The sequence below is a fragment of the Streptomyces sp. NPDC007095 genome, from assembly GCF_040634475.1.
GTDB lineage: Bacteria > Actinomycetota > Actinomycetes > Streptomycetales > Streptomycetaceae > Streptomyces.
This window is the reverse complement of sequence record NZ_JBEYFS010000015.1, coordinates 19,313-42,773: the sequence shown is the minus strand read 5'-3', so window position 1 is coordinate 42,773 and position 23,461 is coordinate 19,313. Positions and strand designations below refer to the sequence as shown.

18 protein-coding genes are annotated in these 23,461 nt (G+C 68.6%); 6 read left to right on the top strand and 12 right to left on the bottom strand.

What is annotated here, in order from left to right; genetic code table 11:
* Window positions 1-41 precede the first annotated feature (41 nt).
* From prcB to arc, 5 genes are all read right to left on the bottom strand, one after another.
* On the bottom strand, window positions 42-887 hold the full coding sequence (gene prcB / locus ABZ656_RS07825; RefSeq protein WP_054231165.1) for a proteasome subunit beta: 846 nt from the start codon (window positions 885-887) through the stop codon (window positions 42-44).
* Window positions 839-1,057, bottom strand: coding sequence for an endonuclease VII domain-containing protein (locus ABZ656_RS07820; protein ID WP_360265658.1), 219 nt, complete (start codon window positions 1,055-1,057; stop codon window positions 839-841). The genes prcB and ABZ656_RS07820 overlap by 49 nt, the downstream gene beginning before the upstream one ends.
* 443 nt (window positions 1,058-1,500) lie before the next feature.
* The gene (locus ABZ656_RS07815) at window positions 1,501-1,719 is read right to left on the bottom strand and encodes a ubiquitin-like protein Pup (RefSeq protein WP_075027689.1); all 219 of its coding nucleotides are present in this window, start codon (window positions 1,717-1,719) and stop codon (window positions 1,501-1,503) included.
* A gap of 166 nt (window positions 1,720-1,885) precedes the next feature.
* Complete coding sequence (gene dop, locus ABZ656_RS07810) at window positions 1,886-3,397, bottom strand: depupylase/deamidase Dop (RefSeq protein WP_360265607.1); 1,512 nt, start codon at window positions 3,395-3,397, stop codon at window positions 1,886-1,888.
* A gap of 234 nt (window positions 3,398-3,631) precedes the next feature.
* Window positions 3,632-5,398 (bottom strand): proteasome ATPase, encoded by a 1,767-nt coding sequence (gene arc, locus ABZ656_RS07805; RefSeq protein ID WP_099923559.1) that lies wholly within the window; start codon window positions 5,396-5,398, stop codon window positions 3,632-3,634.
* Between the two features lie 253 nt (window positions 5,399-5,651).
* Here arc and ABZ656_RS07800 point away from each other — a divergent pair, with 253 nt between their 5' ends.
* A complete protein-coding gene (locus ABZ656_RS07800) occupies window positions 5,652-5,957 on the top strand; it encodes a ferredoxin (protein ID WP_067365339.1) in 306 nt (101 codons plus the stop codon).
* 48 nt (window positions 5,958-6,005) lie between these two features.
* Here ABZ656_RS07800 and ABZ656_RS07795 read toward each other — a convergent pair whose 3' ends face one another.
* The 3 genes from ABZ656_RS07795 to ABZ656_RS07785 form a co-directional block, all read right to left on the bottom strand.
* Window positions 6,006-6,584, bottom strand: a complete 579-nt coding sequence (locus ABZ656_RS07795; protein ID WP_360265604.1) for a hypothetical protein — start codon at window positions 6,582-6,584, stop codon at window positions 6,006-6,008.
* A gap of 266 nt (window positions 6,585-6,850) precedes the next feature.
* Entirely contained in the window at window positions 6,851-7,753 is a 903-nt protein-coding gene (locus ABZ656_RS07790; protein ID WP_101406100.1) for a tRNA (adenine-N1)-methyltransferase, read from the bottom strand.
* 62 nt (window positions 7,754-7,815) lie between these two features.
* On the bottom strand, window positions 7,816-9,456 hold the full coding sequence (locus ABZ656_RS07785) for a site-2 protease family protein (RefSeq protein WP_360265601.1): 1,641 nt from the start codon (window positions 9,454-9,456) through the stop codon (window positions 7,816-7,818).
* A 187-nt stretch (window positions 9,457-9,643) separates the two neighbouring features.
* Between ABZ656_RS07785 and ABZ656_RS07780 the strand changes: the two genes are divergently transcribed.
* Together ABZ656_RS07780 and ABZ656_RS07775 are read left to right on the top strand one after the other, a co-directional pair.
* On the top strand, window positions 9,644-10,636 hold the full coding sequence (locus tag ABZ656_RS07780; RefSeq protein ID WP_101406098.1) for a PD-(D/E)XK nuclease family protein: 993 nt from the start codon (window positions 9,644-9,646) through the stop codon (window positions 10,634-10,636).
* A gap of 64 nt (window positions 10,637-10,700) precedes the next feature.
* The gene (locus ABZ656_RS07775; protein ID WP_101406097.1) at window positions 10,701-11,375 is read left to right on the top strand and encodes a response regulator transcription factor; all 675 of its coding nucleotides are present in this window, start codon (window positions 10,701-10,703) and stop codon (window positions 11,373-11,375) included.
* 114 nt (window positions 11,376-11,489) lie between these two features.
* On the opposite strand, the gene ABZ656_RS07770 is transcribed toward ABZ656_RS07775, so the two are convergent.
* The 4 genes from ABZ656_RS07770 to metH all read right to left on the bottom strand — a co-directional run bounded on the left by ABZ656_RS07770 (window position 11,490) and on the right by metH (window position 19,617).
* The gene (locus ABZ656_RS07770; RefSeq protein ID WP_360265655.1) at window positions 11,490-13,073 is read right to left on the bottom strand and encodes an ABC transporter substrate-binding protein; all 1,584 of its coding nucleotides are present in this window, start codon (window positions 13,071-13,073) and stop codon (window positions 11,490-11,492) included.
* 106 nt (window positions 13,074-13,179) lie between these two features.
* Window positions 13,180-14,787: an ABC transporter substrate-binding protein gene (locus ABZ656_RS07765; protein ID WP_101406096.1), complete on the bottom strand. Its 1,608-nt coding sequence runs from the start codon at window positions 14,785-14,787 to the stop codon at window positions 13,180-13,182.
* 445 nt (window positions 14,788-15,232) lie between these two features.
* A complete protein-coding gene (locus tag ABZ656_RS07760; RefSeq protein ID WP_101406095.1) occupies window positions 15,233-15,934 on the bottom strand; it encodes an HAD family phosphatase in 702 nt (233 codons plus the stop codon).
* 137 nt (window positions 15,935-16,071) lie between these two features.
* On the bottom strand, window positions 16,072-19,617 hold the full coding sequence (metH, locus tag ABZ656_RS07755) for a methionine synthase (RefSeq protein WP_101406094.1): 3,546 nt from the start codon (window positions 19,615-19,617) through the stop codon (window positions 16,072-16,074).
* Between the two features lie 269 nt (window positions 19,618-19,886).
* On the opposite strand from metH, the gene ABZ656_RS07750 reads away from it, so the two are divergent.
* The 3 genes from ABZ656_RS07750 to glpK all read left to right on the top strand — a co-directional run bounded on the left by ABZ656_RS07750 (window position 19,887) and on the right by glpK (window position 23,457).
* On the top strand, window positions 19,887-20,651 hold the full coding sequence (locus ABZ656_RS07750) for an IclR family transcriptional regulator (protein ID WP_067365314.1): 765 nt from the start codon (window positions 19,887-19,889) through the stop codon (window positions 20,649-20,651).
* A 340-nt stretch (window positions 20,652-20,991) separates the two neighbouring features.
* A complete protein-coding gene (locus ABZ656_RS07745) occupies window positions 20,992-21,786 on the top strand; it encodes an MIP/aquaporin family protein (protein WP_101406093.1) in 795 nt (264 codons plus the stop codon).
* 132 nt (window positions 21,787-21,918) lie between these two features.
* On the top strand, window positions 21,919-23,457 hold the full coding sequence (glpK, locus tag ABZ656_RS07740) for a glycerol kinase GlpK (protein WP_101406092.1): 1,539 nt from the start codon (window positions 21,919-21,921) through the stop codon (window positions 23,455-23,457).
* Window positions 23,458-23,461: the final 4 nt, after the last annotated feature.

Sequence of the window (23,461 nt, the reverse complement as noted above, 5' to 3'; positions counted from 1 at the left end):
CTGTCGAAGTCACTGGGTCACCTTGGCAAAAAGAGCCGGGCTCAGAGCAGCGCGGCCCGCGGACCGTCCGGCTGCTCCAGACGCCGCTCCAGAATCGCGCGAGCGATGTCGGAGGACTCGTCGTCGGTGAGCCTGCGGAAGCCGTCCTCGGTGATCACGGTGACGATCGGGTAGATCCGGCGGGCGACGTCGGGACCACCGGTCGCCGAGTCGTCGTCGGCCGCGTCGTACAGCGCCTGGATGACGAGGGTCGTGGCCTGCTCTTCGGTCAGGTCCTCGCGGTAGAGCTTCTTCATGGCACCGCGCGCGAAGATCGAGCCGGAGCCGGTGGAGGCGTAGCCCTGCTCCTCGGAGCGGCCTCCGGTGACGTCGTAGGAGAAGATGCGGCCCTTGTCGCGGTCCACGTCGAAACCCGCGAAGAGAGGGACCACGGCGAGGCCCTGCATGGCCATGCCGAGGTTGGAACGGATCATGGTGGAGAGCCGGTTCGCCTTGCCCTCCAGGGAGAGCGTGGTGCCCTCCACCTTCTCGAAGTGCTCCAGCTCCAGCTGGAACAGCTTGACCATCTCGACGGCCAGACCGGCCGTACCGGCGATGCCCACCGCCGAGTACTCGTCGGCCGGGAAGACCTTCTCGATGTCGCGCTGAGCGATCATGTTGCCCATGGTGGCCCGGCGGTCGCCGGCGAGGACCACTCCGCCGGGGAACGTGACGGCGACGATGGTCGTGCCGTGCGGGGCCTCGATCACGCCCTGGACGGGCGGCAGCTGCCGCTTGCCCGGCAGCATCTCCGGCTGGTGCTCGGACAGGAAGTCCATGAAGGACGACGACCCGGGCGTCAGGAAGGCAGCCGGTAGACGCCCGGTGCTACGAGTGTTGGCTTCCACGGGGATCCTTCCAAGTAGGCGGCAGCCCGACGAACAGCGTCGGGATCATCTCCCAACTTGCCGATGGCCGAATTGCAGTTGAAGCACAGTACGCCACGGACCCTACCCGTCTCGTGGCAGTGATCCACATGAACTGCGGGAGCTTTCAAACAGATCACACAGAGCCCCATTTGAGAGGCGATCATCTCGTCCCGTTCGGCTTCGGTCATGCCGTAGTGGCGCTTGAGATGGCCTTCCCGTCCCTGGATGGCCCGGCACGCCTTACAGCGAGTCGAGAGGCCGTCCGAGGCAGTCGCGTTGCGATGCCACTCGCCGTGGGGCTTGATCTCCCCACACGTTCGGCAAAGCTTGTGTCCGGGGGGAACGTCCACTCTCTGGCGCACAGACTTCCCGATGGCCTCCCGGCGGCGCCGGTAATGCGCGGCGCTGTACTCCGCCACGCACTCCCGACACCGCACCTGAAGACCATCACGCCGGTTCCTGTCCGCTGCAGAGGAAGCAGTGGGCAGGGCCCGCTCACACCCTGTGCAGCGCTTCACGCCTTGCTCTCCCGCCACTCCCTACCCCAGACGTTCGCGCCTTCGATTCGAAGGGAAGAGCGGCCCATTGACCCCTACTGTCCACCTTTTTGCACGAAACTCCGAACGAAGTCCTCGGCATTTTCCTCGAGTACATCGTCGATCTCGTCCAGAACCGAGTCGACGTCGTCGCTCAGCTTCTCCTGGCGCTCCTTGAGGTCCTCGGAGACCTGCGCGTCTTGCGCCGTCTCCTCGACCTCCTCGGTGGAACGTGTCGCCTTCTGCTGTCCGCCGCCGGTGTCCTTGGTCGCCATAACCCTCACCCCGCTCGGTTCGACGTTCTTGATCAGACCCTACAAGCAGGGTCCGACATCGGCCCCGCAGTTGCTACAACGTCCGGGAGCCACCTCGATGATTCCCGGGCGTCGCGTCTTTCCACCCCGTTGTGCCGCCCGGGCTCCGACGCCCCTGGCGGCTCGGTCAGCCGCCTGACAGGACCCTGACCAGGTCTTCCGCCGTGCGGCAGCGGTCGAGGAGCTCCTTGACGTGATTACGCGTTCCGCGAAGCGGCTCCAGGGTTGGGACGCGCTGGAGCGAGTCCCGGCCCGGCAGATCGAAGATCACCGAGTCCCAGGAGGCCGCCGCCACGTCGTCCGCGTACTGCTCCAGACAGCGCCCGCGGAAGTACGCACGGGTGTCCTCCGGCGGCTTCGTACGGGCCCGCTCGACGTCCCGCTCCTCCAGGAGCCGCTTCATCTTGCCGCGCGCCGCCAGACGGTTGTACAGGCCCTTCTCGGCCCGTACGTCGGCGTACTGGAGGTCGACCAGGTGCAGCCGTGCCGCGTCCCAGTCGAGGCCGTCACGGCGCCGGTAGCCCTCCATGAGCTCCCGCTTGGCCACCCAGTCGAGCTCCCCCGAGAGGCTCATCGGGTCGTTCTCCAGGCGGTTGAGCGTGTCCTCCCAGCGGGCCAGGACGTCCTTGGTCTGGTCGTCGGCGTCCGCCCCGAAGCGTTCCTCCACGTATTTGCGCGACAGCTCGAAGTACTCCATCTGGAGCTGCACCGCGGTCAGCGTGCGTCCGCTGCGCAGCGTGACGAGCCGCTTCAGCGTGGGGTCGTGCGAGACCTGGTGCAGCGTGCGCACCGGCTGGTCGACGGCGAGGTCGACGGCGATGAAGCCGTCCTCGATCATGGACAGGACCAGGGCGGTCGTGCCCAGCTTGAGATAGGTCGAGATCTCCGACAGGTTCGCGTCACCGATGATCACGTGCAGCCTGCGGTACTTCTCGGCGTCCGCGTGCGGCTCGTCGCGGGTGTTGATGATGGGGCGCTTGAGCGTGGTCTCGAGGCCCACCTCGACCTCGAAGTAGTCCGCGCGCTGACTGAGCTGGAAGCCGTGCTCGTGCCCGTCCTGTCCGATACCGACGCGGCCCGCTCCGGTGACGACCTGGCGTGAGACGAAGAACGGCGTGAGGTGGCGCACGATGTCCGAGAACGGGGTCTCCCGCTTCATCAGGTAGTTCTCGTGCGTGCCGTACGAGGCGCCCTTGTTGTCGGTGTTGTTCTTGTAGAGGTGGATCGGCTGGGCGCCGGGGAGCTGGGCCGCGCGCTCCGCGGCCTCCGCCATGATGCGCTCGCCGGCCTTGTCCCACAGGACGGCGTCCCACGGGTTGGTGACCTCGGGAGCGCTGTACTCCGGGTGCGCGTGGTCCACGTACAGCCGTGCGCCATTGGTGAGGATGACATTGGCCAGGCCGATGTCCTCGTCGGTGAGCTGGCTGGAGTCGGCGGCCTCGCGGGCGAGGTCGAAGCCTCGCGCGTCCCGCAGCGGGTTCTCCTCCTCGAAATCCCAGCGGGCGCGGCGCGCCCGGTGCATCGCCGCCGCGTACGCGTTGACGATCTGGGACGAGGTGAGCATGGCATTGGCGTTGGGGTGGCCGGGGACGGAGATCCCGTACTCCGTCTCGATGCCCATTACTCGCCGTACGGTCATGCGGCCCTCCTTGCCCGGCAGCGCCCTCGGTCGGGGGCGCTGCTCAAGTACCGCTGGTGCTCCGGTGCGTGTGCGGTGCCCGTCCCCGCAACGCGCGACTCGGCGGTACGAAAGAGCCTAGAACGCCTCTGCGCTGGTGGGGAGATCATTTGCGTCATTGCTCTGCTCCAGCCGTGCCCCGGAAAGCAGTCGGCTGCGGGTACCCGTGGAGGGCACCCGCAGCCGCCCTGGCTTTTACAGGTACTGCCCGGTGTTCGCCACCGTGTCGATGGAGCGTCCGGTGTCCGCGCCCTGCTTTCCAGTGACGAGCGTACGGATGTAAACGATCCGTTCGCCCTTCTTTCCGGAGATTCGGGCCCAGTCGTCCGGGTTGGTGGTGTTCGGCAGGTCCTCGTTCTCCTTGAACTCGTCCACGCACGCCTGGAGGAGGTGGGAGACCCGAAGGCCCTTCTGGTTCTGCTCGAGGAAGGCCTTGATCGCTGCCTTCTTGGCGCGGCCGACGATGTTCTCGATCATGGCGCCGGAATTGAAGTCCTTGAAGTACAGGACTTCCTTGTCGCCGTTGGCGTAGGTGACCTCGAGGAAGCGGTTCTCCTCGGATTCGGCGTACATCTGCTCCACGGCGGTCTGGATCATGCCGTGGACGGTGGCCGCCCGGTCCCCGCCGTGCTCACCGAGGTCGTCGGAGTGCAGCGGGAGGCGTTGTGTGAGGTACTTGGCGAAGATGTCCTTGGCGGCCTCGGCGTCCGGGCGCTCGATCTTGATCTTCACATCGAGTCGTCCGGGGCGCAGGATCGCGGGGTCGATCATGTCCTCGCGGTTCGAGGCGCCGATCACGACCACGTTCTCCAGGCCTTCCACGCCGTCGATCTCGGCGAGCAGCTGGGGGACGATGGTGTTCTCCACGTCCGAGCTGACGCCCGATCCACGGGTGCGGAAGAGGGACTCCATCTCGTCGAAGAAGACGATGACGGGGGTGCCCTCGCTGGCCTTCTCACGAGCACGCTGGAAGACGAGGCGGATCTGCCGCTCGGTCTCGCCGACGTACTTGTTCAGGAGCTCGGGGCCCTTGATGTTCAGGAAGAAGCTCTTGCCGGTGGCCTGGCCGGTGACCTCGGCGACCTTCTTGGCCAGCGAGTTGGCGACCGCCTTGGCGATGAGCGTCTTGCCGCATCCAGGAGGCCCGTAGAGCAGCACACCCTTGGGCGGCCGCAGTTCGTGCTCCTTGAAGAGGTCGGGGTAGAGGTAAGGGAGCTCGACCGCGTCGCGGATCAGTTCGATCTGGTTTCCCAGGCCGCCGATCTGCTCGTAGCCGATGTCCGGGACCTCTTCGAGGACGAGCTCCTCGACCTCGCTCTTGGGGACAACTTCGTAGACATAGCCGGAACGGGGTTCGAGAAGCAGGGCGTCACCGGGACGGATGGTGACGTCCAGCAGCGGCTCGGCGAGCCGTACCACCCGTTCCTCGTCGGTGTGCCCCACCACGAGGGCGCGTTCGCCGTCCTCGAGGATCTCCTTGAGGGTGACGATGTCGCCGACGCTCTCGTACTCCATGGCCTCGACCACGTTGAGGGCTTCGTTGAGCATCACTTCCTGGCCGCGCCTGAGCTCTTCGAGCTCCACGCTGGGGCTGACGTTCACCCGGAGCTTGCGGCCCCCGGTGAAGATGTCCGCCGTGCCGTCCTCGTTCGCCACGAGGAAGACACCGAAGCCGGCCGGTGGCTGCGCCAGCCGGTCGACCTCTTCCTTGAGGGCCACGATCTGGTCGCGGGCCTCACGGAGCGTGTTGGCGAGCCGCTCGTTCTGTGCGGACACGCCGGCCAGGTTGGTCTGCAGCTCGACGATCCGCTCTTCGAGAATCCTCGTGTGCCGCGGAGAGTCGGCGAGCTTGCGTCGCAGGACGGCGATCTCCTGCTCAAGGTAGGCAACCTGCCCGGCAGGGTCATCGGACCCTCGTCCCGGGCGGATGCCGCGGTTCATGTCGTCGTCGTGGGCTGCCACGGTCCTCACCTCCTCCAAGGGGAGCTGGACGCTTCCAGACCCTACCTGGGTGGGTGTCGATTGAAACCCCTAGATCACAAAGACTGTCGGGGTGTGTCCGATCTTCACCCTTGCGCTCTCCCTCACGCCAGGGGAATACCCACCGAACACGGTCGGGAAGCGGGCGGAGGTAGGGTCGACGTGTTCAACACCCGTCAGAGCTGGCCCGATTCCCCAGTCTGCGGATCGCTCGACGCAGGAAACGGCAGGAGAAATGACCGTGCAGCAGGAGGCCCCAGGCGGCAGCGAGGCTCTCGAGGTCTGGATCGACCAGGATCTCTGCACCGGAGACGGCATCTGCGCCCAGTACGCGCCGGAGGTCTTCGAGCTGGACATCGACGGCCTGGCCTACGTGAAGAGCGCCGACGACGAGCTCCTGCAGGCCCCGGGCGCCACAACGCCCGTACCGCTGACGCTTCTGCGGGATGTCGCCGACTCCGCGAAGGAGTGCCCGGGCGACTGCATCCACGTACGTCGAGTTTCGGACAGGGTCGAGGTCTACGGCCCCGACGCGGAGTGACCCGAAGGGCACTCCGCGTCACGACGTGTCTCTTTTCTCACATGCTTCTCATGCGTTCTGGGCCCCGGAGGGTGTCGAGCGGATGAACGTGCCGTTCTTCCACTGCCACTTGGCCTGCTCCTTCACGTCCGGGCAGCAACTCGGCACGTCGGCAGAGGAGTAGCCGAGCAGGGTCGCCGTGACGGCGCCGTCACGCACCGCGAAGTCGGTGACGCTGAGGCGGTCCTTCGGGTCGACCAGGGTGGCCACGACGCGGGCCTTCTTGGCTCCCGACCCGCCCCGGGTGATGACGTAGACGCCGTTGGGCGGGGTGCCGATGCCCGCGTCGCAGCGGACCACGGCCACCGTCTCCGGGCTGCCGTCGCCGTCCAGGTCTCCGGACGCCTTCTTCTGCACGAGAACCTTGACGGGCCCGCACTCGATCGGGAACTTGACGCCCTCGGGGTCCGGGGGCGCCGTCGCGGCCGGGACGGACTTGGCCCCGGGGCCGGGCTGAGCCGCCGTCGCGGAGCCGGGCTGGAGGACCGAGGAGAGGGCGACGACTCCGGCCAGGGCGGTGGCCGTGGCGAGCCAGTGGATGGGGCGGGTGTGGGTGTGTGCCAGTTCCGGGACGACGGATTGCTGCACTAGGAGCGTCTCCTGGGAGGGCCGTGACGGTGGGGGTGGGGTGGCCAGCATGGTGCCACACGTCACAGTGGGGTGGAACGGCGGGGTCCGGACTTCTGGCGGCGTGTCACGGCGGTGGGCCAACGGAAAGGGCTTGCGGCGGAGTTGTCGGCCTGTCCCGCGGCCCACGTACGGGAACGCGCTGCGGCCGAGCTCCGGAGTGCTTCCGGGAACTCGGCCACAGGTGTGGTGCGTTGAGTGCGTCGACGGCGTGGGCGCCGGTCGGGTCAGCGGCCTGAGCCGCCGTCGGCGTTCGGACCGGTGTAGTCATCGCCGTATGCGCCCTTGGCCGGGCGGCGGCGACGCATGGGCGGCTCGACACCGTCCGCGAGTCGGCGGGCGGTGAGCAGGAAGCCGGTATGGCCGATCATCCGGTGATCCGGGCGGACCGCCAGGCCCTCGACGTGCCAGTTGCGGATCATCGACTCCCACGCGGACGGCTCGTTGAAGGAGCCGATCTCACGGATGGACTCGACGGTCCGCGCGAGCTGGGTGGTGGTGGCGACGTAGCAGCACAGGATGCCGCCGGGGACGAGCGCCTTGGAGACGGCCTCCAGGCACTCCCAGGGGGCGAGCATGTCGAGGATGACACGGTCGACGTCGGTGTCGGACAGATTGTCCTGGAGGTCGCCGACGGTGAGCTGCCAGGCGGGGTGCGGGCCGCCGAAGTAGCGCTCCACGTTCTGCTGGGCGATCTCCGCGAAGTCCTCGCGGCGCTCGTAGGAGTGGAGCATGCCCTGGTCGCCGATGGCGCGCAGCAGGAAGCTGCTGAGCGAGCCGGAGCCCACGCCCGCTTCCACGACGCGCGCGCCGGGGAAGATGTCGGCGAAGGCCAGGATCTGCCCCGCGTCCTTGGGGTAGACCACGGCGGCGCCGCGGGGCATGGACAGGACGTAGTCGGGGAGCAGGGGGCGCAGCGCGAGATAGGCGACGTTCCCCGTGGTGCGGACAACGCTGCCCTCGGGAGCGCCGATCAGCTCGTCGTGGGGGAAGGAACCCTTGTGGGTGTGGAAGTTCTTCCCGGCCTCGAGCGTGAACGTGTAGTGGCGGCCCTTGGGGTCGGTCAGCTGAACCTGGTCCCCGACCTTGAAGGGCCCGCGCCTGCGGGCGGCACCGGTCGGTTCGGACATGTGACCAGCCTACCGGTCCCTGCGCGGGGTCCCGACCACGTTCGGGCGGGGGGGCGTACAGCTCAGGACGGGCGGGCCATCGCCTTGACGAAGGCTCGCTCGACGTCCGCCGCGGACAGGACTCCGTAGATCTCGCCCGAGTCCTCCACCACCAGGTACTCGGTCGCCGGGGTGGCACGGAGAGTGTCCAGGAGGGCCTCGCCGGCGAGTTCCGCGGAGACGCGCATGCCGTCGGTGAGGTCCTGGGCGAGACCGCTGACGGCGACCCAGGGGCGGCGGTGCTCCGGCACGCCGACGATGGCGGCCTCGCGGACGAGGGAGAGCGGTTCGCCGTTGGCGTCGACGACGACCAGGGCGCGGGCGCCGGCGTCGTTGGCGCGGCGCAGTGCCTCCGAGAGCGGGGTGCTGGTCTCGACCGGGACCGCGCGCCGGGTGAGTGAGCGGGCGCGCAGCTCGGGCAGGTGTTCGCGCAGACGGGCCATGCGGAGGCTGTTGCCGGCGCCGGTCCAGATGATCGCGGCGAGGATCGCGGCGAGCAGGGCGTCGGTGACGGTGTCCATGCCGCCGATGTTGTCCTGGGTGGCGCCGAGCGCTCCGGACTGGGTGAGCAGGGGTAGGCCGATCAGTACGGAGACGGCGAGGGCGCGGCCGACCCAGGCGGCGGCGATCGTGCCGCTCATCGGCTTGCCGGTGATCTTCCAGACGACCGCGCGGAGCATGCGGCCGCCGTCCAGGGGCAGACCGGGGAGCAGGTTGAAGGCGGCCACGATCAGGTTGGAGATCATCAGGCCGGCCAGCAGCACGCCGGGGACCGTGCCGGGCTCGACGGCCAGCATGGCGAGGTAGAAGAGGCCCGAGAGGACGAGGGAGAGCAGGGGTCCGACGAAGGACAGTACGAACTCCCGGCCCGGGGTCTCGGCCTCCTTCTCGATCTCCGAGACGCCGCCGAAGAACTGCAGCTGGATCCGGCGCACCGGCAGTTTGAAGCGCAGGGCGGCGACCGTGTGGGCCAGCTCGTGGACGAGGACGGAGGCGTAGAAGGCGACCGCGAAGAAGAGGGACACGAGGTAGCGCAGGGCGCCGAGTTCGGGGAGCACACGGTCGAGCTGGCCGCCGAACACCCAGGTGATCAGCGCGGCCACGAGGAACCAGCTGGGCGCCACGTACACGGGCACACCGAACGGCCGCCCCATCAGCAGCCCGCCACCGGGCTCCCGGCCGCGTCGCGGGGGCTGCGCCTTGCCGGTACCGGAGTGGGCCAGGGTTCGGGGGTGCTCGGGTTCGGTGTGCGGGTGGCCTCCGGCGGAGGAGCCGTGGCGCGCGTCGGCCTCGTCCGAGGAGTCGGAAGGGGAACCGGAACCGGCGGGTGCCTCGGCCCGGTCCGAGGAATCGCCGGGCGCCTCGGCCCCGTCCGCGGCCCCGCTCGAAGAGTCGCCGTGCGTCGCGGCCCCGCTCGAAGAGTCGCCGTGCGTCGCGGCCCCGCGGGCGGAGTCGGTGGGGTCGTGGGGGCCGTCGGGGGACGGGGCGGCCTGGGGGGTGCCCGGGGTCGTGGGCGGTGTCGGCCCGGTGGGGTGCTCGGAGCGTTCCGGTCCGGGACGCGTGGCATCCGCGGCCGGGGCCGAGGGGTCCCGCTGCTCCCCGTGGCGCTCGGTCGCTTCGTCGGTGCCGGACCGCAGCTGCCCGCTCCCGCCGCTCTCGTCCACGATGTCCCCTCGTTCGAAGCGTCTCCCGCTCCCGATCATGCGAAGCAGGAGGGTCTGGGTCGATGGTATGCGTCCGTCGCGACGCGTTCCGCCCCGGCACCCCCTCTGTTTTCCGCTCCGTCGCACAAGCGCGCACAAGCCCCTACTGTGCACTCACTGTCAGTGGCGGGCCGTAAGGTCTGTGGACATGGAAACCAGCACCGGGGGCGCCGTGCCGCCCGAGCCGACCGAAGCCGTCGCGGCCGAAGCCGTCACGGCCGAGGCTGCCGTGGCCGAAGCCGCCGTGGCCGAGGCGACCGACGCGTCGGCGGTTCCCGCGGCCCGACCGGCCCTGCCTCCGAGCTCGCTGTCACCCTCACGGGCCGGCGACTTCATGCAGTGCCCGTTGCTCTACCGGTTCCGGGTGATCGACAGACTCCCCGAGAAGCCGAGCGAGGCGGCCACCCGCGGCACGCTGGTCCACGCGGTGCTGGAGCGCCTCTTCGACGCCCCGGCGGCGGAGCGGACGGCTCCGCGCGCCAAGTCGCTCATTCCGGGGCAGTGGGACCGGCTGCGCGAGACGCGGCCGGAGGTCGTGGAGCTGTTCGCCGACGATCCCGAGGGCGAGCGGTTGACGCGCTGGCTGGGCGAGGCCGAGCAGCTGGTGGAGCGCTGGTTCAGTCTTGAGGACCCGACGCGGCTGGAGCCCGCCGAGCGCGAGCTGGCCGTCGAGGCCCGGCTCGACTCCGGGCTGAAACTGCGCGGCATCATCGACCGCGTCGACGTGGCCCCGACGGGCGAGGTCCGGATCGTCGACTACAAGACGGGCAAGGCGCCGCGGCCGGAGTACGCCGAGGGTGCGCTGTTCCAGATGAAGTTCTACGCCCTGGTGGTGTGGCGGCTGAAGCAGGTGGTCCCGCGCCGGCTCCAGCTCGTCTACCTCGGCAGCGGCGACGTGGTGACGTACGACCCGATGATCGAGGACCTGGAGCGGGTCGAGCGCAAGCTGCTCGCCCTGTGGGAGGCGATCCGGCAGGCCACCGAGACGGGCGACTGGCGGCCGAGGCCCACCAAGCTCTGCGGCTGGTGCGACCACCAAGCGGTATGTCCGGAATTCGGCGGTACTCCCCCGCCCTATCCGCTGCCGGTCAGGGCGCCGGAGTCAGGCGTCACCGAGCAGGGCAGAATGGGGCGGGATTAGGGCCTGTCCGGCGCGTCGCTCAGCTCCGGCCTGGTCCGCCGGACAGACCTCAAGGAGACTTTACGTGGCCATCCGCGTCCTACTGGTCGACGACCAGCCGCTGCTGCGTACCGGCTTCCGGATGATTCTGGAGGCGGAGCAGGACATCGCGGTCGTCGGCGAGGCCGGTGACGGTCTCCAGGCACTCGATCAGGTACGTGCGCTGCAGCCCGATGTGGTTCTGATGGACATCCGTATGCCGAGGATGGACGGGGTGGAGGCGACCCGGCAGATCACCGGGCCGGGGCGGGACGGACCGGCCAAGGTGCTCGTCCTGACGACCTTCGACCTCGACGAGTACGTGGTGGAGGCGCTGCGCGCCGGGGCCAGCGGCTTCCTCCTCAAGGACGCGCCGGCCAATGAGCTGGTGCAGGCGATCCGGGTGGTCGCCGCGGGCGAGGCGATGCTCGCGCCGAGCATCACCCGTCGGCTTCTCGACAAGTACGCGGGTCATCTGCCGTCCGGCGACGAGCCGGTGCCCGACACGCTGCACACCCTGACCGAGCGGGAGGTCGAGGTGCTGAAGCTGGTGGCGCGCGGCCTGTCGAACGCGGAGATCGCCGCCGACCTGTTCGTCAGCGAGACCACCGTCAAAACGCATGTGGGCCATGTGCTCACCAAGTTGGGGCTGCGCGACCGGGTGCAGGCCGCGGTGTACGCGTACGAGAGCGGGTTGGTGCGCCCGGGCGCACCGCAGTAACCCCTGATACGCCGTCCACTCCCCCAGGTGCTCGGCCGAGGGTCCCAGGAGCACGACCGAGGGCGCCCCTTCCACGAAGAGGGCGCCCTCGGCGTTCGTACCGGCGGTGGTGGGTCAGTCCTTGCTGATATCCCAGAAGCGGAACACCGTCGAGGCGTCGAGGCAGTACTCGAGGCCGTAGACGTTGTCCCGCACGATCGCGTACTGCTTGGCCTGCCAGATCGGGATGACCGGGAGGTCCTCGGCCACGATGTCCTGGATCTTGCCGTACTCGGTGTCGGTCGAGGAGCGGTCGCTCTGGGCGGCCGTCTTCGGGATGAGCCGACCGGTGATCGCGCTGTTCGTGTAGTGGTTGCTCAGCACGTTGCCCTTGCCGAAGAACGGGGCCGTGAAGTTGTCGGGGTCCGGGTAGTCGGGCACCCAGCCCTTCACGTACACGCCGTACCTGCCCTTGGCGATGTCCTTCTCGTACTGGTCGTACGCGACGGACTTCACGGTCGCGTCGAACAGCCCGCTGGCGTTGAGCTGCTGGGCGATCGCCCTGAACTCCTGGTCGGTGGCGGGGCCGTAGCGCGAGGGGGTCGACCAGAGCGTGAGCTTGACCTTGCCCGTGATGCCCTCGGTCCGGAGCGCGGCGGCGGCCCTCGTCTTCGAGGGGCGGGCGCCGTAGCGGTCGAAGAAGGCCGTGTCGTGGCCGGTGACACCGGCGGGGACGATCGAGTACAGCGGCGTCGCGGTGTCCTCGTAGACCTTGTTGACCAGGGCCTCGCGGTCGAGCAGATAGGCGATGGCCTTGCGCACGCCGAGCTTGCCGGCGACCGGGTCGTCCATGTTGAAGACCATGTGCTGGACTTCGGCGCTGGTGCCCTCGACGACGTTGACGCCCCTGCCGGTGGAGGTGTCGTTGCTGATGTCCGCGATGTCGTCGGCGGCGAGACCTCGGTAGGCGATGTCGACCTGGTGGTTCAGCAGCGCCTTCTTCAGGGCGGTCTGGTCGCCGTGGAAGAACCTCAGCGTGATGCCGGAGTTCTTCACCCTGGCGGTGCCCTTGTAGCTGTCGTTGACCGAGAAGACGGCCTGGTCCTTGCCGAAGGAGTCCAGCTTGTACGGGCCCGAGCCGACCGCCTGGCCGTCCCTGCGCAGCCCGTTGTCCGCGTACTGCTGGTGATCCACGATCGAGCCGGCGCCGGAGGCGATCTTGCTGGGGAAGGTGGCGTCGGCGTACTTCAGCCTGAAGACGACGGTCTTCGCGTCCGGGGTCTGGACCGTGTCGAGCATGGGGAACATGACGGCCGGACCGGAGACGTCGTCGATCTTCAGAATGCGGTCGAAGGAGAACTTGACGTCCTCGGAGGTGAGGGCGTCACCGTTGCTGAACTTCAGGCCGTCCTGGAGCGTGCACTTGTAGACCTTGGTCGTGGCGTCCGAGAACGCGCACTCCTCGGCCGCCTCCGGAACCGGCTCCGTACCGCCGTCGGGGAAACTCAGCAACGACTGGAAGACGTTGTTGAACAACAGCCAGGACCCCGGGTCGTAGCCGGATGCCGGGTCGGTGGCCAGGACGTCGTCGGACATCCCCATCACCAGGGAGGAGCCGGTGCTACCGGTGTCGCTCGTCTGCGTGCCGCATCCGGCGAGCAGACCGGCGGTCAGCCCCGTCGCGACGGACAGGACTGGCCACTGGTTGCGCATGTTCACGAGGAGGTGCCTTGTCATTGCTTCTCTGGAACGCCACGTGGAGCGGGCGCCGGGTCGTGCGGTCGGGCGCCGGGCCCACGGGACCCGGCGCCCTGTGAAGGACCGGTCAGCCGCTCACACCGCGGCCGAGCTCCCACAGCTGGAGCGTGGAGGACGAGTTGAGCGCCCACTCGGTGCCGGTGATGTCGTCCCGCGCAGCGATGTACTGCTTGCCCTGCCACAGCGGCAGGAGCGGGACGTCGTCGGCCACCCTGTCCTGGATCTCGGTGAGGCTCTTCGACGCGGTGAGCCGGTCGGCCTCGCGGCGGGACTCCGGGATCAGCGTGCCGCGGATCGTGGAGTTCACGTACGGCGAGCCGAGGGTGTTGTCCTTGTCCAGGAACGGCGCCAGGTAGTTGTCGGCGTCCGGGAAGTCAGGGAACCAGCCCATGCCGTAGACCTGGTACTCGTTCTTCTTCTCGGCCGGACGGAACGTCGTCCAGGGCTCGCCCTTGATCTCGACACTGAACAGGCCGCTGGCGTTGAGCTGCTTCTTCAGCACCTCGAACTCCTGCGCGGTGGCCGAGCCGTAGTGGTCGGTCGTGTAGTGCAGGGTGAGCTTCACAGGGGTGGTGATGCCGGCCTTGTTCAGCGTCGTGGTGGCCTTGGAGACGCTCGGGTCGCCGTACTTGTTGAAGAACGAGTTGGAGTGACCCGTGATGGTGGCCGGGACCATCGAGAACAGCGGCTCGGCCTGGGAGCCGTACACCTTGGAGACGAGCTCGCCGCGGTTGATCACCTCGGCCATGGCCTGGCGGACGGCCTTGCTCTTCACCGTCGGGTCATCGGTGTTGAAGCCGAGGTAGCGGATCTCGAGGCCGGGCATCTCGACCAGGTCGATCTTGCCGGTCGCACCGGCGGCACCGAGCTTGTTGATCTGCGCCGGCGTCATCGCGCGGGTCATGAGGTCGATGTCGCCCTTGTTGAGCGCGGCGCCCATGGCGTCGGCGCTCTCGAAGGAGCGCATCTCGACCTTGTCGTTCTTCGGCTTCAACAGACCCTTGTAGTTCGGGTTCTTGGTGAAGGTGATCTTGTCGGCCTCGTCGTTCTTGACGTCGGCCTGGAGGGTGTACGGGCCGGAGCCGTCGACGGAGAAGCCGTCGCGCAGCTTGCCCTTCTCGTAGTCCTTCGGGTTCACGATGCCGGCGACCGGGGTCGACAGCTTGAACGGGAAGGTGGCGTCCGCGGTCTTCAGGTGGAAGATCACCTGACGGTCGCCCTGCGTCTCCACGGTGTCGACGGTGGACAGCAGCGCGAACACGCCGCTGTCGGCCTTGAGCGACATCGCGCGGTCGATCGAGAACTTCACGTCCTTGGCGGTGATCGGGTCACCGCTCGCGAACTTCAGTCCGTCGCGCAGCGTGCAGGCGTAGCGCTCGTTGCCGGAGTCGGTGAAACCGCAGCTCTCGGCAGCCTCGGGCTGGGGATCGCCGTCACCGCGGGGCTGGACCATCAGCGTCTGCACGGTCTGGCGCAGGATGTTCCAGGTGCCGACGTCGTACGCGTACGCCGGGTCGAGAGGAGCCGGGGCATCCTTCGATGCGGTGAACCGGTCCGTGGTGCCCACGACGATCGCGTCGCCGCCGCTTCCCCCGCTGTTGGAACCGCCACACGCGGCGAGCACCGGGGCGAGCAAGCCGACAACGGCCGGCAGCACCAAAGTCTTGCGGTTCATGCTCGAGTTTCTCCAGAGCTGTCGTATCCGTGTACCCGCCATGCAGGGGTGGTGCGGGCGAGTCACCGGGGTTATGGCGAGGTTCTCGCGATGACATTAGTCCGCACCACCAGGACGGCCCGCAGAGACCGGAGTTGAGTTCCCATCACGCTGCGAAACCGGGCGCGGACGCACCGATAACCCGACAGCGGAAGGATTAGTGCAGCGTTCCACCAATCGGGACACAAGGGCACGTCGACCACCCCCGAAAGGGGGGTTACTGCACACGACAGACCGAATGTCGACCCCCTGTCAGGTGACGAACCTCACACCGTCAACTCAGTGGGAGAGTACCGGAATTCGGCCATCCGGCCCCGGATTGAATTTCCCGTGGCAGGTCCGGGGCCCTTACCGGCGGATACGCAGGGGATAGCGGCACATTCGGTTATGCACGCTGGGTGAACGCCTAGCGCATTTCCGTCATCAGGCCACGGAGAAAAGGCAGGTCGACCTCTTCGAGGGAGGTCACGACCGTGCGCCGGACGGCGGGGGAGATCGGGGCGACGGAGGGGACTGCGACCACGTGGCAGCCCGCGGCCTCCGCGGCGGCGACGCCCGTGGCGGTGTCCTCGATGACGGCGCACCGGGCCGGTTCGGCGCCGAGTCCGGACGCCGCCAGCAGATAGGGGTCGGGGAAGGGCTTGGTCCGCTCCACTTCGTCGCCCGCGACGGTCAGCGCGAAGTACTGGGGGCCCAGGGAGGCCAGAACACGGTCGATGATGCGCCGGTGCGAGGCGGAGACCAGGGCGGTGGGGATCTCGTGCGCGGCGAGCTCCGCGAGGAGTCTGGCCGCCCCTGGCATCAGCGGCAGCGCCCGGTCGATACGGTCCTCGAAACCGTCGTTGAGCAGCACCGTGAGCTCGCCGAGCGTGATGTCGGCCCCGGTGGCCTCGATCAGGAAACCCGCGCTGCGGGTCATGGGGCCGCCGACCACCACATGGCGCCAGGAGTCGTCGAGGGTGTGCCCGAGCGTCCGGAAGATCTCGACCTCGACGTCCCACCAGAACCCCTCGGTGTCCACCAGGGTGCCGTCCATGTCCAGGAGCACGGCCTGCAGCGCTGAGCCTTCGGCCGTACGGGTACCGAGCGCGGGAACCGTAGTGGTCATCCTGGCGCACCTCCTTGAGGGACGAGAAGGCCGGTTCCCTCAGGGGGAACCGGCCTGCTGTGGACCGTCCAGTGTACGACGGCGTCAGGTGAAGCGCCTGTTGGTTGTGCGGGCCCACTGACTCGCCTCGCGCCGAGTCACCTCGCGTTGAAGTACTTCGCCTCCGGGTGGTGGATCACGATCGCGTCCGTGGACTGCTCGGGGTGCAGCTGGAACTCCTCCGAGAGGTGGACGCCGATGCGCTCGGGCTCCAGGAGTTCGGCGATCTTGGCGCGGTCCTCCAGGTCGGGGCAGGCGCCGTAGCCGAGGGAGAAGCGGGCACCGCGGTACTTGAGGTCGAACATGTCCTCGATGGCCGAGGGGTCCTCACCGGCGAAGCCGAGCTCGGAGCGGACGCGGGCGTGCCAGTACTCGGCGAGGGCCTCGGCCAGCTGCACGGACAGGCCGTGCAGTTCGAGGTAGTCGCGATAGGAGTTCGACTCGAAGAGCTTGGCCGTCTCCTCGCCGATGCGGGAGCCGACCGTGACGACCTGGAGGCCGACGACATCCCGCTCACCGGACTCCTCGGGCCGGAAGAAGTCGGCCAGACACAGCCGCCGTCCGCGGCGCTGGCGCGGGAAGGTGAAGCGGGTGCGCTCGTTGCCCTGTTCGTCCAGGAGGATCAGGTCGTCGTCCTTGGACACACAGGGGAAGTAGCCGTAGACGACGGCCGCTTCGAGCAGGTTGTCGGTCTGAAGCTTGTCCAGCAGTCCGCGCAGCCGGGGCCGGCCCTCGGTCTCGACGAGTTCCTCGTACGTCGGTCCGTCGCCCGCACGGGCCTGCTTCAGGCCCCACTGGCCCTTGAACAGGGCGCCCTCGTCCAGCCAGGAGGCGTACTCCTTGAGCTGGATGCCCTTGATGACACGGGTGCCCCAGAAGGGCGGGGTGGGCACCGGGTTGTCGACGGCGACGTCCGAGCGGACGTGGCCCTCCTCCGGGCGCTCCTCGACGACCGTCGGTGCGGTGGCGCGCACCCGGCGCTGCTTGAGCTCCGGCAGCACGGCCCCCGGCACGCCCCGCTTGACCCCGATGAGCGCGTCCATCAGGCGCAGGCCCTCGAACGCGTCCCGGGCGTAGCGGACTTCGCCCTCGTAGATCTCGTGCAGGTCCTGCTCGACGTACGCCCTCGTCAGGGCGGCGCCGCCGAGGATGACCGGGTACTCGGCGGACAGACCACGCTGGTTGAGCTCCTCCAGGTTCTCCTTCATGATCACCGTGGACTTGACCAGCAGGCCCGACATGCCGATGACGTCGGCCCGGTGCTCCTCGGCGGCGTCCAGGATCGCGGAGACCGGCTGCTTGATGCCGAGGTTGACGACGTTGTAGCCGTTGTTGGACAGGATGATGTCGACGAGGTTCTTGCCGATGTCGTGCACGTCGCCGCGCACGGTCGCCAGCACGATGGTGCCCTTGCCCTCGGCGTCCGACTTCTCCATGTGCGGTTCGAGGTAGGCGACCGCGGTCTTCATGACCTCGGCGGACTGGAGCACGAACGGCAGCTGCATCTGGCCGGAGCCGAACAGCTCGCCGACCACCTTCATGCCGTCGAGCAGCGTCTCGTTGACGATGTCGAGGGCGGGGCGGGTCTGGAGGGCTTCGGCGAGGTCGGCCTCGAGGCCGTTCTTCTCGCCGTCGATGATGCGCCGCTTGAGTCGCTCGTCCAGGGGCAGCGCGGCCAGTTCCTCGGCCTTGCCCGCCCTCAGCGACTTGGTGGTGGCGCCCTCGAACAGCGCCATCAGCTTCTGGAGGGGGTCGTAGGCTGGTTCGTCGCCCTGCTGGGCGATGCGCCGGTCGTAGATCAGGTCGAGGGCGGTGGTGACCTGCTCCTCGTCGAAGCGCGCGATGGGGAGGATCTTCGACGCGTGCACGATCGCCGAGTCCAGGCCCGCCTTGACGCACTCGTCGAGGAAGACCGAGTTGAGCAGGATGCGGGCGGCCGGGTTGAGACCGAAGGAGATGTTCGACAGGCCCAGCGTGGTCTGCACGTCGGGGCGGCGGCGCTTGAGCTCCCGGATCGCCTCGATGGTGGCGATGCCGTCCTTCCGGGACTCCTCCTGGCCGGTGCAGATGGTGAAGGTCAGGGCGTCGATGAGGATGTCCGACTCGTGGATGCCCCAGTTCGTCGTCAGGTCCTCGATGAGCCGTTCGGCGATGGCGACCTTGGTCTCGACGGTACGGGCCTGGCCCTCCTCGTCGATGGTCAGCGCGATCAGCGCCGCGCCGTGCTCCTGAGCCAGCCTGGTGACCTTCGCGAAGCGGGACTCGGGGCCGTCGCCGTCCTCGTAGTTGACGGAGTTGATGACGGCCCGGCCGCCGAGCTTCTCCAGGCCGGCGCGCAGGACCTCGACCTCGGTGGAGTCCAGGACGATGGGCAGCGTGGAGGCGGTGGCGAAGCGTCCGGCGAGCTCCTGCATGTCCGCGACGCCGTCCCGGCCGACGTAGTCGACGCACAGGTCGAGCATGTGGGCGCCCTCGCGGATCTGGTCGCGGGCCATCTCCACACAGTCGTCCCAGCGGCCCTCCAGCATGGCCTCGCGGAACTTCTTCGAGCCGTTGGCGTTGGTGCGCTCGCCGATCGCCATGTACGCGGTGTCCTGGCGGAACGGGACGGTCTGGTAGAGGGAGGCGGCGCCGGGTTCGGGCTGGGGGCGCCGCTCCGCCGGTGCCATCCCGCGCACACGCTCGACGACCTGGCGCAGGTGCTCGGGGGTGCTGCCGCAGCAGCCGCCGACCAGGGACAGGCCGTACTGCTGGACGAAGGTCTCCTGCGCGTCCGCCATCTCGGGCGGTGTCAGCGGGAAGTACGCCCCGTCCTTGGTGAGGATGGGCAGCCCGGCGTTCGGCATGCACAGCAGCGGGATGCGGGAGTGGCGCGCGAGGTAGCGCAGGTGCTCGCTCATCTCGGCGGGGCCGGTGGAGCAGTTCAGGCCGATCATGTCGATGCCCAGCGGCTCCAGCGCGGTCAGCGCGGCGCCGATCTCCGAGCCCAGCAGCATCGTGCCGGTCGTCTCGAAGGCGAGGGAGACCAGCAGCGGCAGGTCGGCCCCGAGCGCGTCCAGGGCCCGGCGGGCGCCGAGGATGGACGACTTGGTCTGGAGGAGGTCCTGGGTGGTCTCGACGATCAGGGCGTCCGCGCCGCCGGCGATCAGGCCCTCGGCGTTCGCCTGGAAGCCGTCGCGCAGCGTGTGGAAGCCGATGTGGCCGAGGGTCGGCAGCTTCGTACCGGGGCCGATGGAGCCCAGCACCCACCGCCGGCGGCCGTCGCGGCCGGCGAACTCGTCGGCCACCTCGCGCGCGATGCGGGCGCCCGCCTCGGACAGCTCGTGCACCCGGTCGGAGATCTCGTACTCGGCCATGGCCGAGTGGTTGGCGCCGAAGGTGTTCGTCTCCACACAGTCCACGCCCACCTCGAAGTAGGCCTCGTGGACGGAACGGACGATGTCGGGGCGGGTGAGGTTCAGAATCTCGTTGCAGCCCTCGAGGTTCTCGAAGTCCTCGAGCGTCGGGTCCTGCGCCTGCAGCATCGTGCCCATCGCGCCGTCGGCCACCACGACACGCTCGGCGAGCGCCTCGCGGAGCGCGGCGATGCGGGTCCGGTTCTCGGCAAGCTCAGACGAAAGGGACGGGTTCGGCAACGAAGCCATGAAGGTGCTCCCTGAAGTGCGACGGCTGTCGGCTTTGCGCTTCCCATGGAAGGCGCACGCCGTCAGGGTAGCCCGAGCACCGTCGCGGGGTCAGGGGCGTCCACGGGGCGGACGGGCGTGGCGTGTGCGTCCGGGGTGTTAAGACAGACCGAACAAGTTGCGACGACCCATTAGCGGGAGCTCGGCAACGAACGGTAGTGTTCGACATTGCCGAACGGCGGTAGCGGAGGCGCACGCGGTCGGTCGAAGGGGACGGAGGCAGCACGGCGATGGCACGGAACATCCAGTCGCTCGAACGGGCGGCGGCGATGCTGCGGCTCCTGGCGGGCGGCGAGCGGCAGCTCGGCCTGTCCGACATCGCCTCCTCGCTGGGCCTGGCCAAGGGTACGGCCCACGGCATTCTGCGCACCCTCCAGCAGGAGGGCTTCGTCGAACAGGACAGCGTCTCGGGGCGTTACCAGCTGGGCGCCGAGCTGCTGCGGCTCGGCACCACCTATCTCGATGTGCACGAGCTGCGCGCGCGGGCGCTGGTGTGGACCGACGACCTGGCCCGCTCCAGCGGCGAGAGCGTCTACCTGGGCGTGCTGCACCAACACGGCGTGCTGATCGTGCACCACGTGTTCCGGCCCGACGACAGCCGTCAGGTGCTGGAGGTCGGGGCCATGCAGCCGCTGCACTCCACGGCCCTGGGCAAGGTCCTGTCGGCCTACGACCCGGTGGCGCACAGCGAGGTCCTGGAGGCCGAGCGGAAGACGTTCACGGCCCGCACGACGGTCGAACCGGAGCAGTTCGAGGGAGTCCTCGACCTGACCCGCGCACGCGGGTACGCCGACGACGTCGAGGAGACGTGGACGGGCGTCGCCTCGGTCGCGGCACCCATCCACAACCGGCGGCGCATGCCGGTGGGCGCGGTGGGCATCACGGGAGCCGTGGAGCGGATCTGCCGGGACGGCGAGCTGCGCCCCGAGCTGATCGCGGCGGTACGGGACTGCGCCCGCGCGGTCTCCCGGGACCTGGGAGCCGGACGGTTCTGACGCCCCGAACGACGAGCTGAACCCCGTACGACAACAGGCCGGTACGTGTCCCACGTACCGGCCCCTTTTTGGCATGTACGCGCGAGCCGCCGAGACCTCTCAAGATCGATAACTCGCAGCGATCAATAACGATCGTGTTTTCGATAACGGAACCCTTGACGAGCTGGTAACCCCAGGGCAAGACTCCCGTCCATCGGTCGGCATTGTCGAACACCTACCGGCAATACGCGTTAGAGTGTGACAACGCCATGGGCCGGCATCGCCCTCACCCCTGAGGGCGCGAACCACCGGTGGGACCCGGGGTTCGCCTTCCCCTGGACGAAGGACAAAGGAGTCGCGGGTGTCCAGCTCCGACATCTTCATCGGCGAGACCATAGGTACCGCCATACTCATCCTGCTCGGCGGTGGCGTCTGTGCCGCCGTCACGCTGAAGGCCTCCAAGGCCAGAAACGCCGGCTGGCTCGCCATCGCCTTCGGGTGGGGCTTCGCGGTCCTCACGGCGGTCTACACCTCCGCGCCACTGTCCGGCGCACACCTGAACCCGGCCGTGACGCTGGCGCTGACCATCAAGGACGGCGGCTGGAACAACCTGCCGGTGTACTGGGGCGGCCAGCTGCTCGGCGCGATGATCGGCGCCACGCTGGTCTGGGTCGTGTACTACGGACAGTTCCACGCGCACCTGACCGACCCCGACATCGTCGGGGCCGCTGACGCGCAGGCCGCTGGTGCCAAGGCCGTCGAGGCGGAGGAGAAGGGCGCGGGCCCCGTGCTCGGCATCTTCTCCACCGGCCCCGAGATCCGCAACGCGGTGCAGAACCTCGCCACGGAGATCATCGCCACCGTCGTGCTGGTGCTCGCGGTTCTCACGCAGGGTCTCAACGACAAGGGCAACGGCCTCGGCCCGCTGGGCGCCCTGATCACCGCGCTGGTGGTTGTCTCCATCGGCCTCTCCCTCGGTGGACCCACCGGTTACGCGATCAACCCGGCCCGTGACCTCGGCCCGCGCATCGTGCACGCGCTGCTCCCCCTGCCGAACAAGGGCGGCTCCGACTGGAGCTACGCCTGGGTTCCGGTCGTCGGTCCGCTGATCGGCGGCGCGATCGCCGCAGGCCTCTACAACGTCGCCTTTGCTTAAAACCCCGAGGCCTTCGGGCCTCGGGCCCTCTTTGAACCGCAAGGTTTTCCGAGCCGTAAGCAATACGCCGTCAGGCTGTGAGCAATACGCCGTGAGCCAGCCCCTTTCATACGGAACCTTCAGGAGCACACCGTGACCGACGCACACACCGCCGGCCCCTTCATCGCCGCGATCGACCAGGGCACCACGTCCAGCCGCTGCATCGTCTTCGACCGCGACGGACGCATCGTCTCCGTCGACCAGAAGGAGCACGAGCAGATCTTCCCGAAGCCGGGCTGGGTCGAGCACAACGCCGCCGAGATCTGGACCAACGTCCAGGAAGTCGTGGCCGGGGCCATCGAGAAGGCCGGCATCACCCGCGACGACATCAAGGCCATCGGCATCACCAACCAGCGCGAGACCACCGTGCTGTGGGACAAGAACACCGGTGAGCCCGTCCACAACGCCATCGTCTGGCAGGACACCCGCACCGACGCGCTCTGCAAGGAGCTCGGCCGCAACGTGGGCCAGGACCGCTTCCGCCGCGAGACCGGCCTGCCGCTCGCGTCCTACTTCGCCGGCCCCAAGGCCCGCTGGCTGCTCGACAACGTCGACGGCCTGCGCGAGCGCGCCGAGGCCGGGGACATCCTCTTCGGCACCATGGACACCTGGGTCATCTGGAACCTGACGGGCGGTGCGAACGGTGGCCACCACGTCACCGACGTCACCAACGCCTCCCGCACCATGCTGATGAACCTGCACACCCTGGCATGGGACGACAAGATCGCCGAGTCCATCGGCGTCCCGCTGGCCATGCTGCCGGAGATCCGCTCCTCCGCCGAGGTGTACGGCGAGGTGACCGGCGGCCGGCTCGGCGAGCTGCTCGGCGGCATCCCGGTCGCCTCCGCGCTCGGCGACCAGCAGGCGGCCCTGTTCGGCCAGACCTGCTTCTCCGAGGGCGAGGCCAAGTCCACGTACGGCACCGGCACGTTCATGCTGATGAACACCGGTGACAAGATCATCAACTCGTACTCGGGCCTGCTCACCACGGTGGGCTACCGCATCGGCGACCAGGCTCCGGTCTACGCCCTCGAGGGCTCGATCGCCGTCACCGGTTCGCTGGTGCAGTGGATGCGCGACCAGATGGGCCTGATCAAGTCCGCCGCCGAGATCGAGACCCTCGCGTCCTCGGTCGAGGACAACGGCGGTGCCTACTTCGTGCCGGCCTTCTCCGGTCTGTTCGCCCCGTACTGGCGCTCCGACGCCCGCGGTGTGATCGCCGGTCTGACCCGGTACGTCACCAAGGCGCACATCGCGCGCGCCGTCCTGGAGGCCACCGCCTGGCAGACCCGTGAGATCACCGACGCCATGACGAAGGACTCCGGCGTCGAACTCACGGCCCTCAAGGTCGACGGCGGCATGACCTCCAACAACCTGCTGATGCAGACCCTGGCCGACGTCCTGGACGCCCCCGTGGTGCGCCCGATGGTCGCCGAGACCACCTGCCTCGGCGCCGCCTACGCCGCCGGTCTCGCCGTCGGCTTCTGGACCAACACCGAGGACCTGCGCGCCAACTGGCGCCGGGCCGCGGAATGGACCCCCAACATGGACGCGGAGATCCGCGACCGTGAGTACAAGAGCTGGCTCAAGGCCGTGGAGCGGACCATGGGCTGGATCGAAGACGAGAACTGACAAG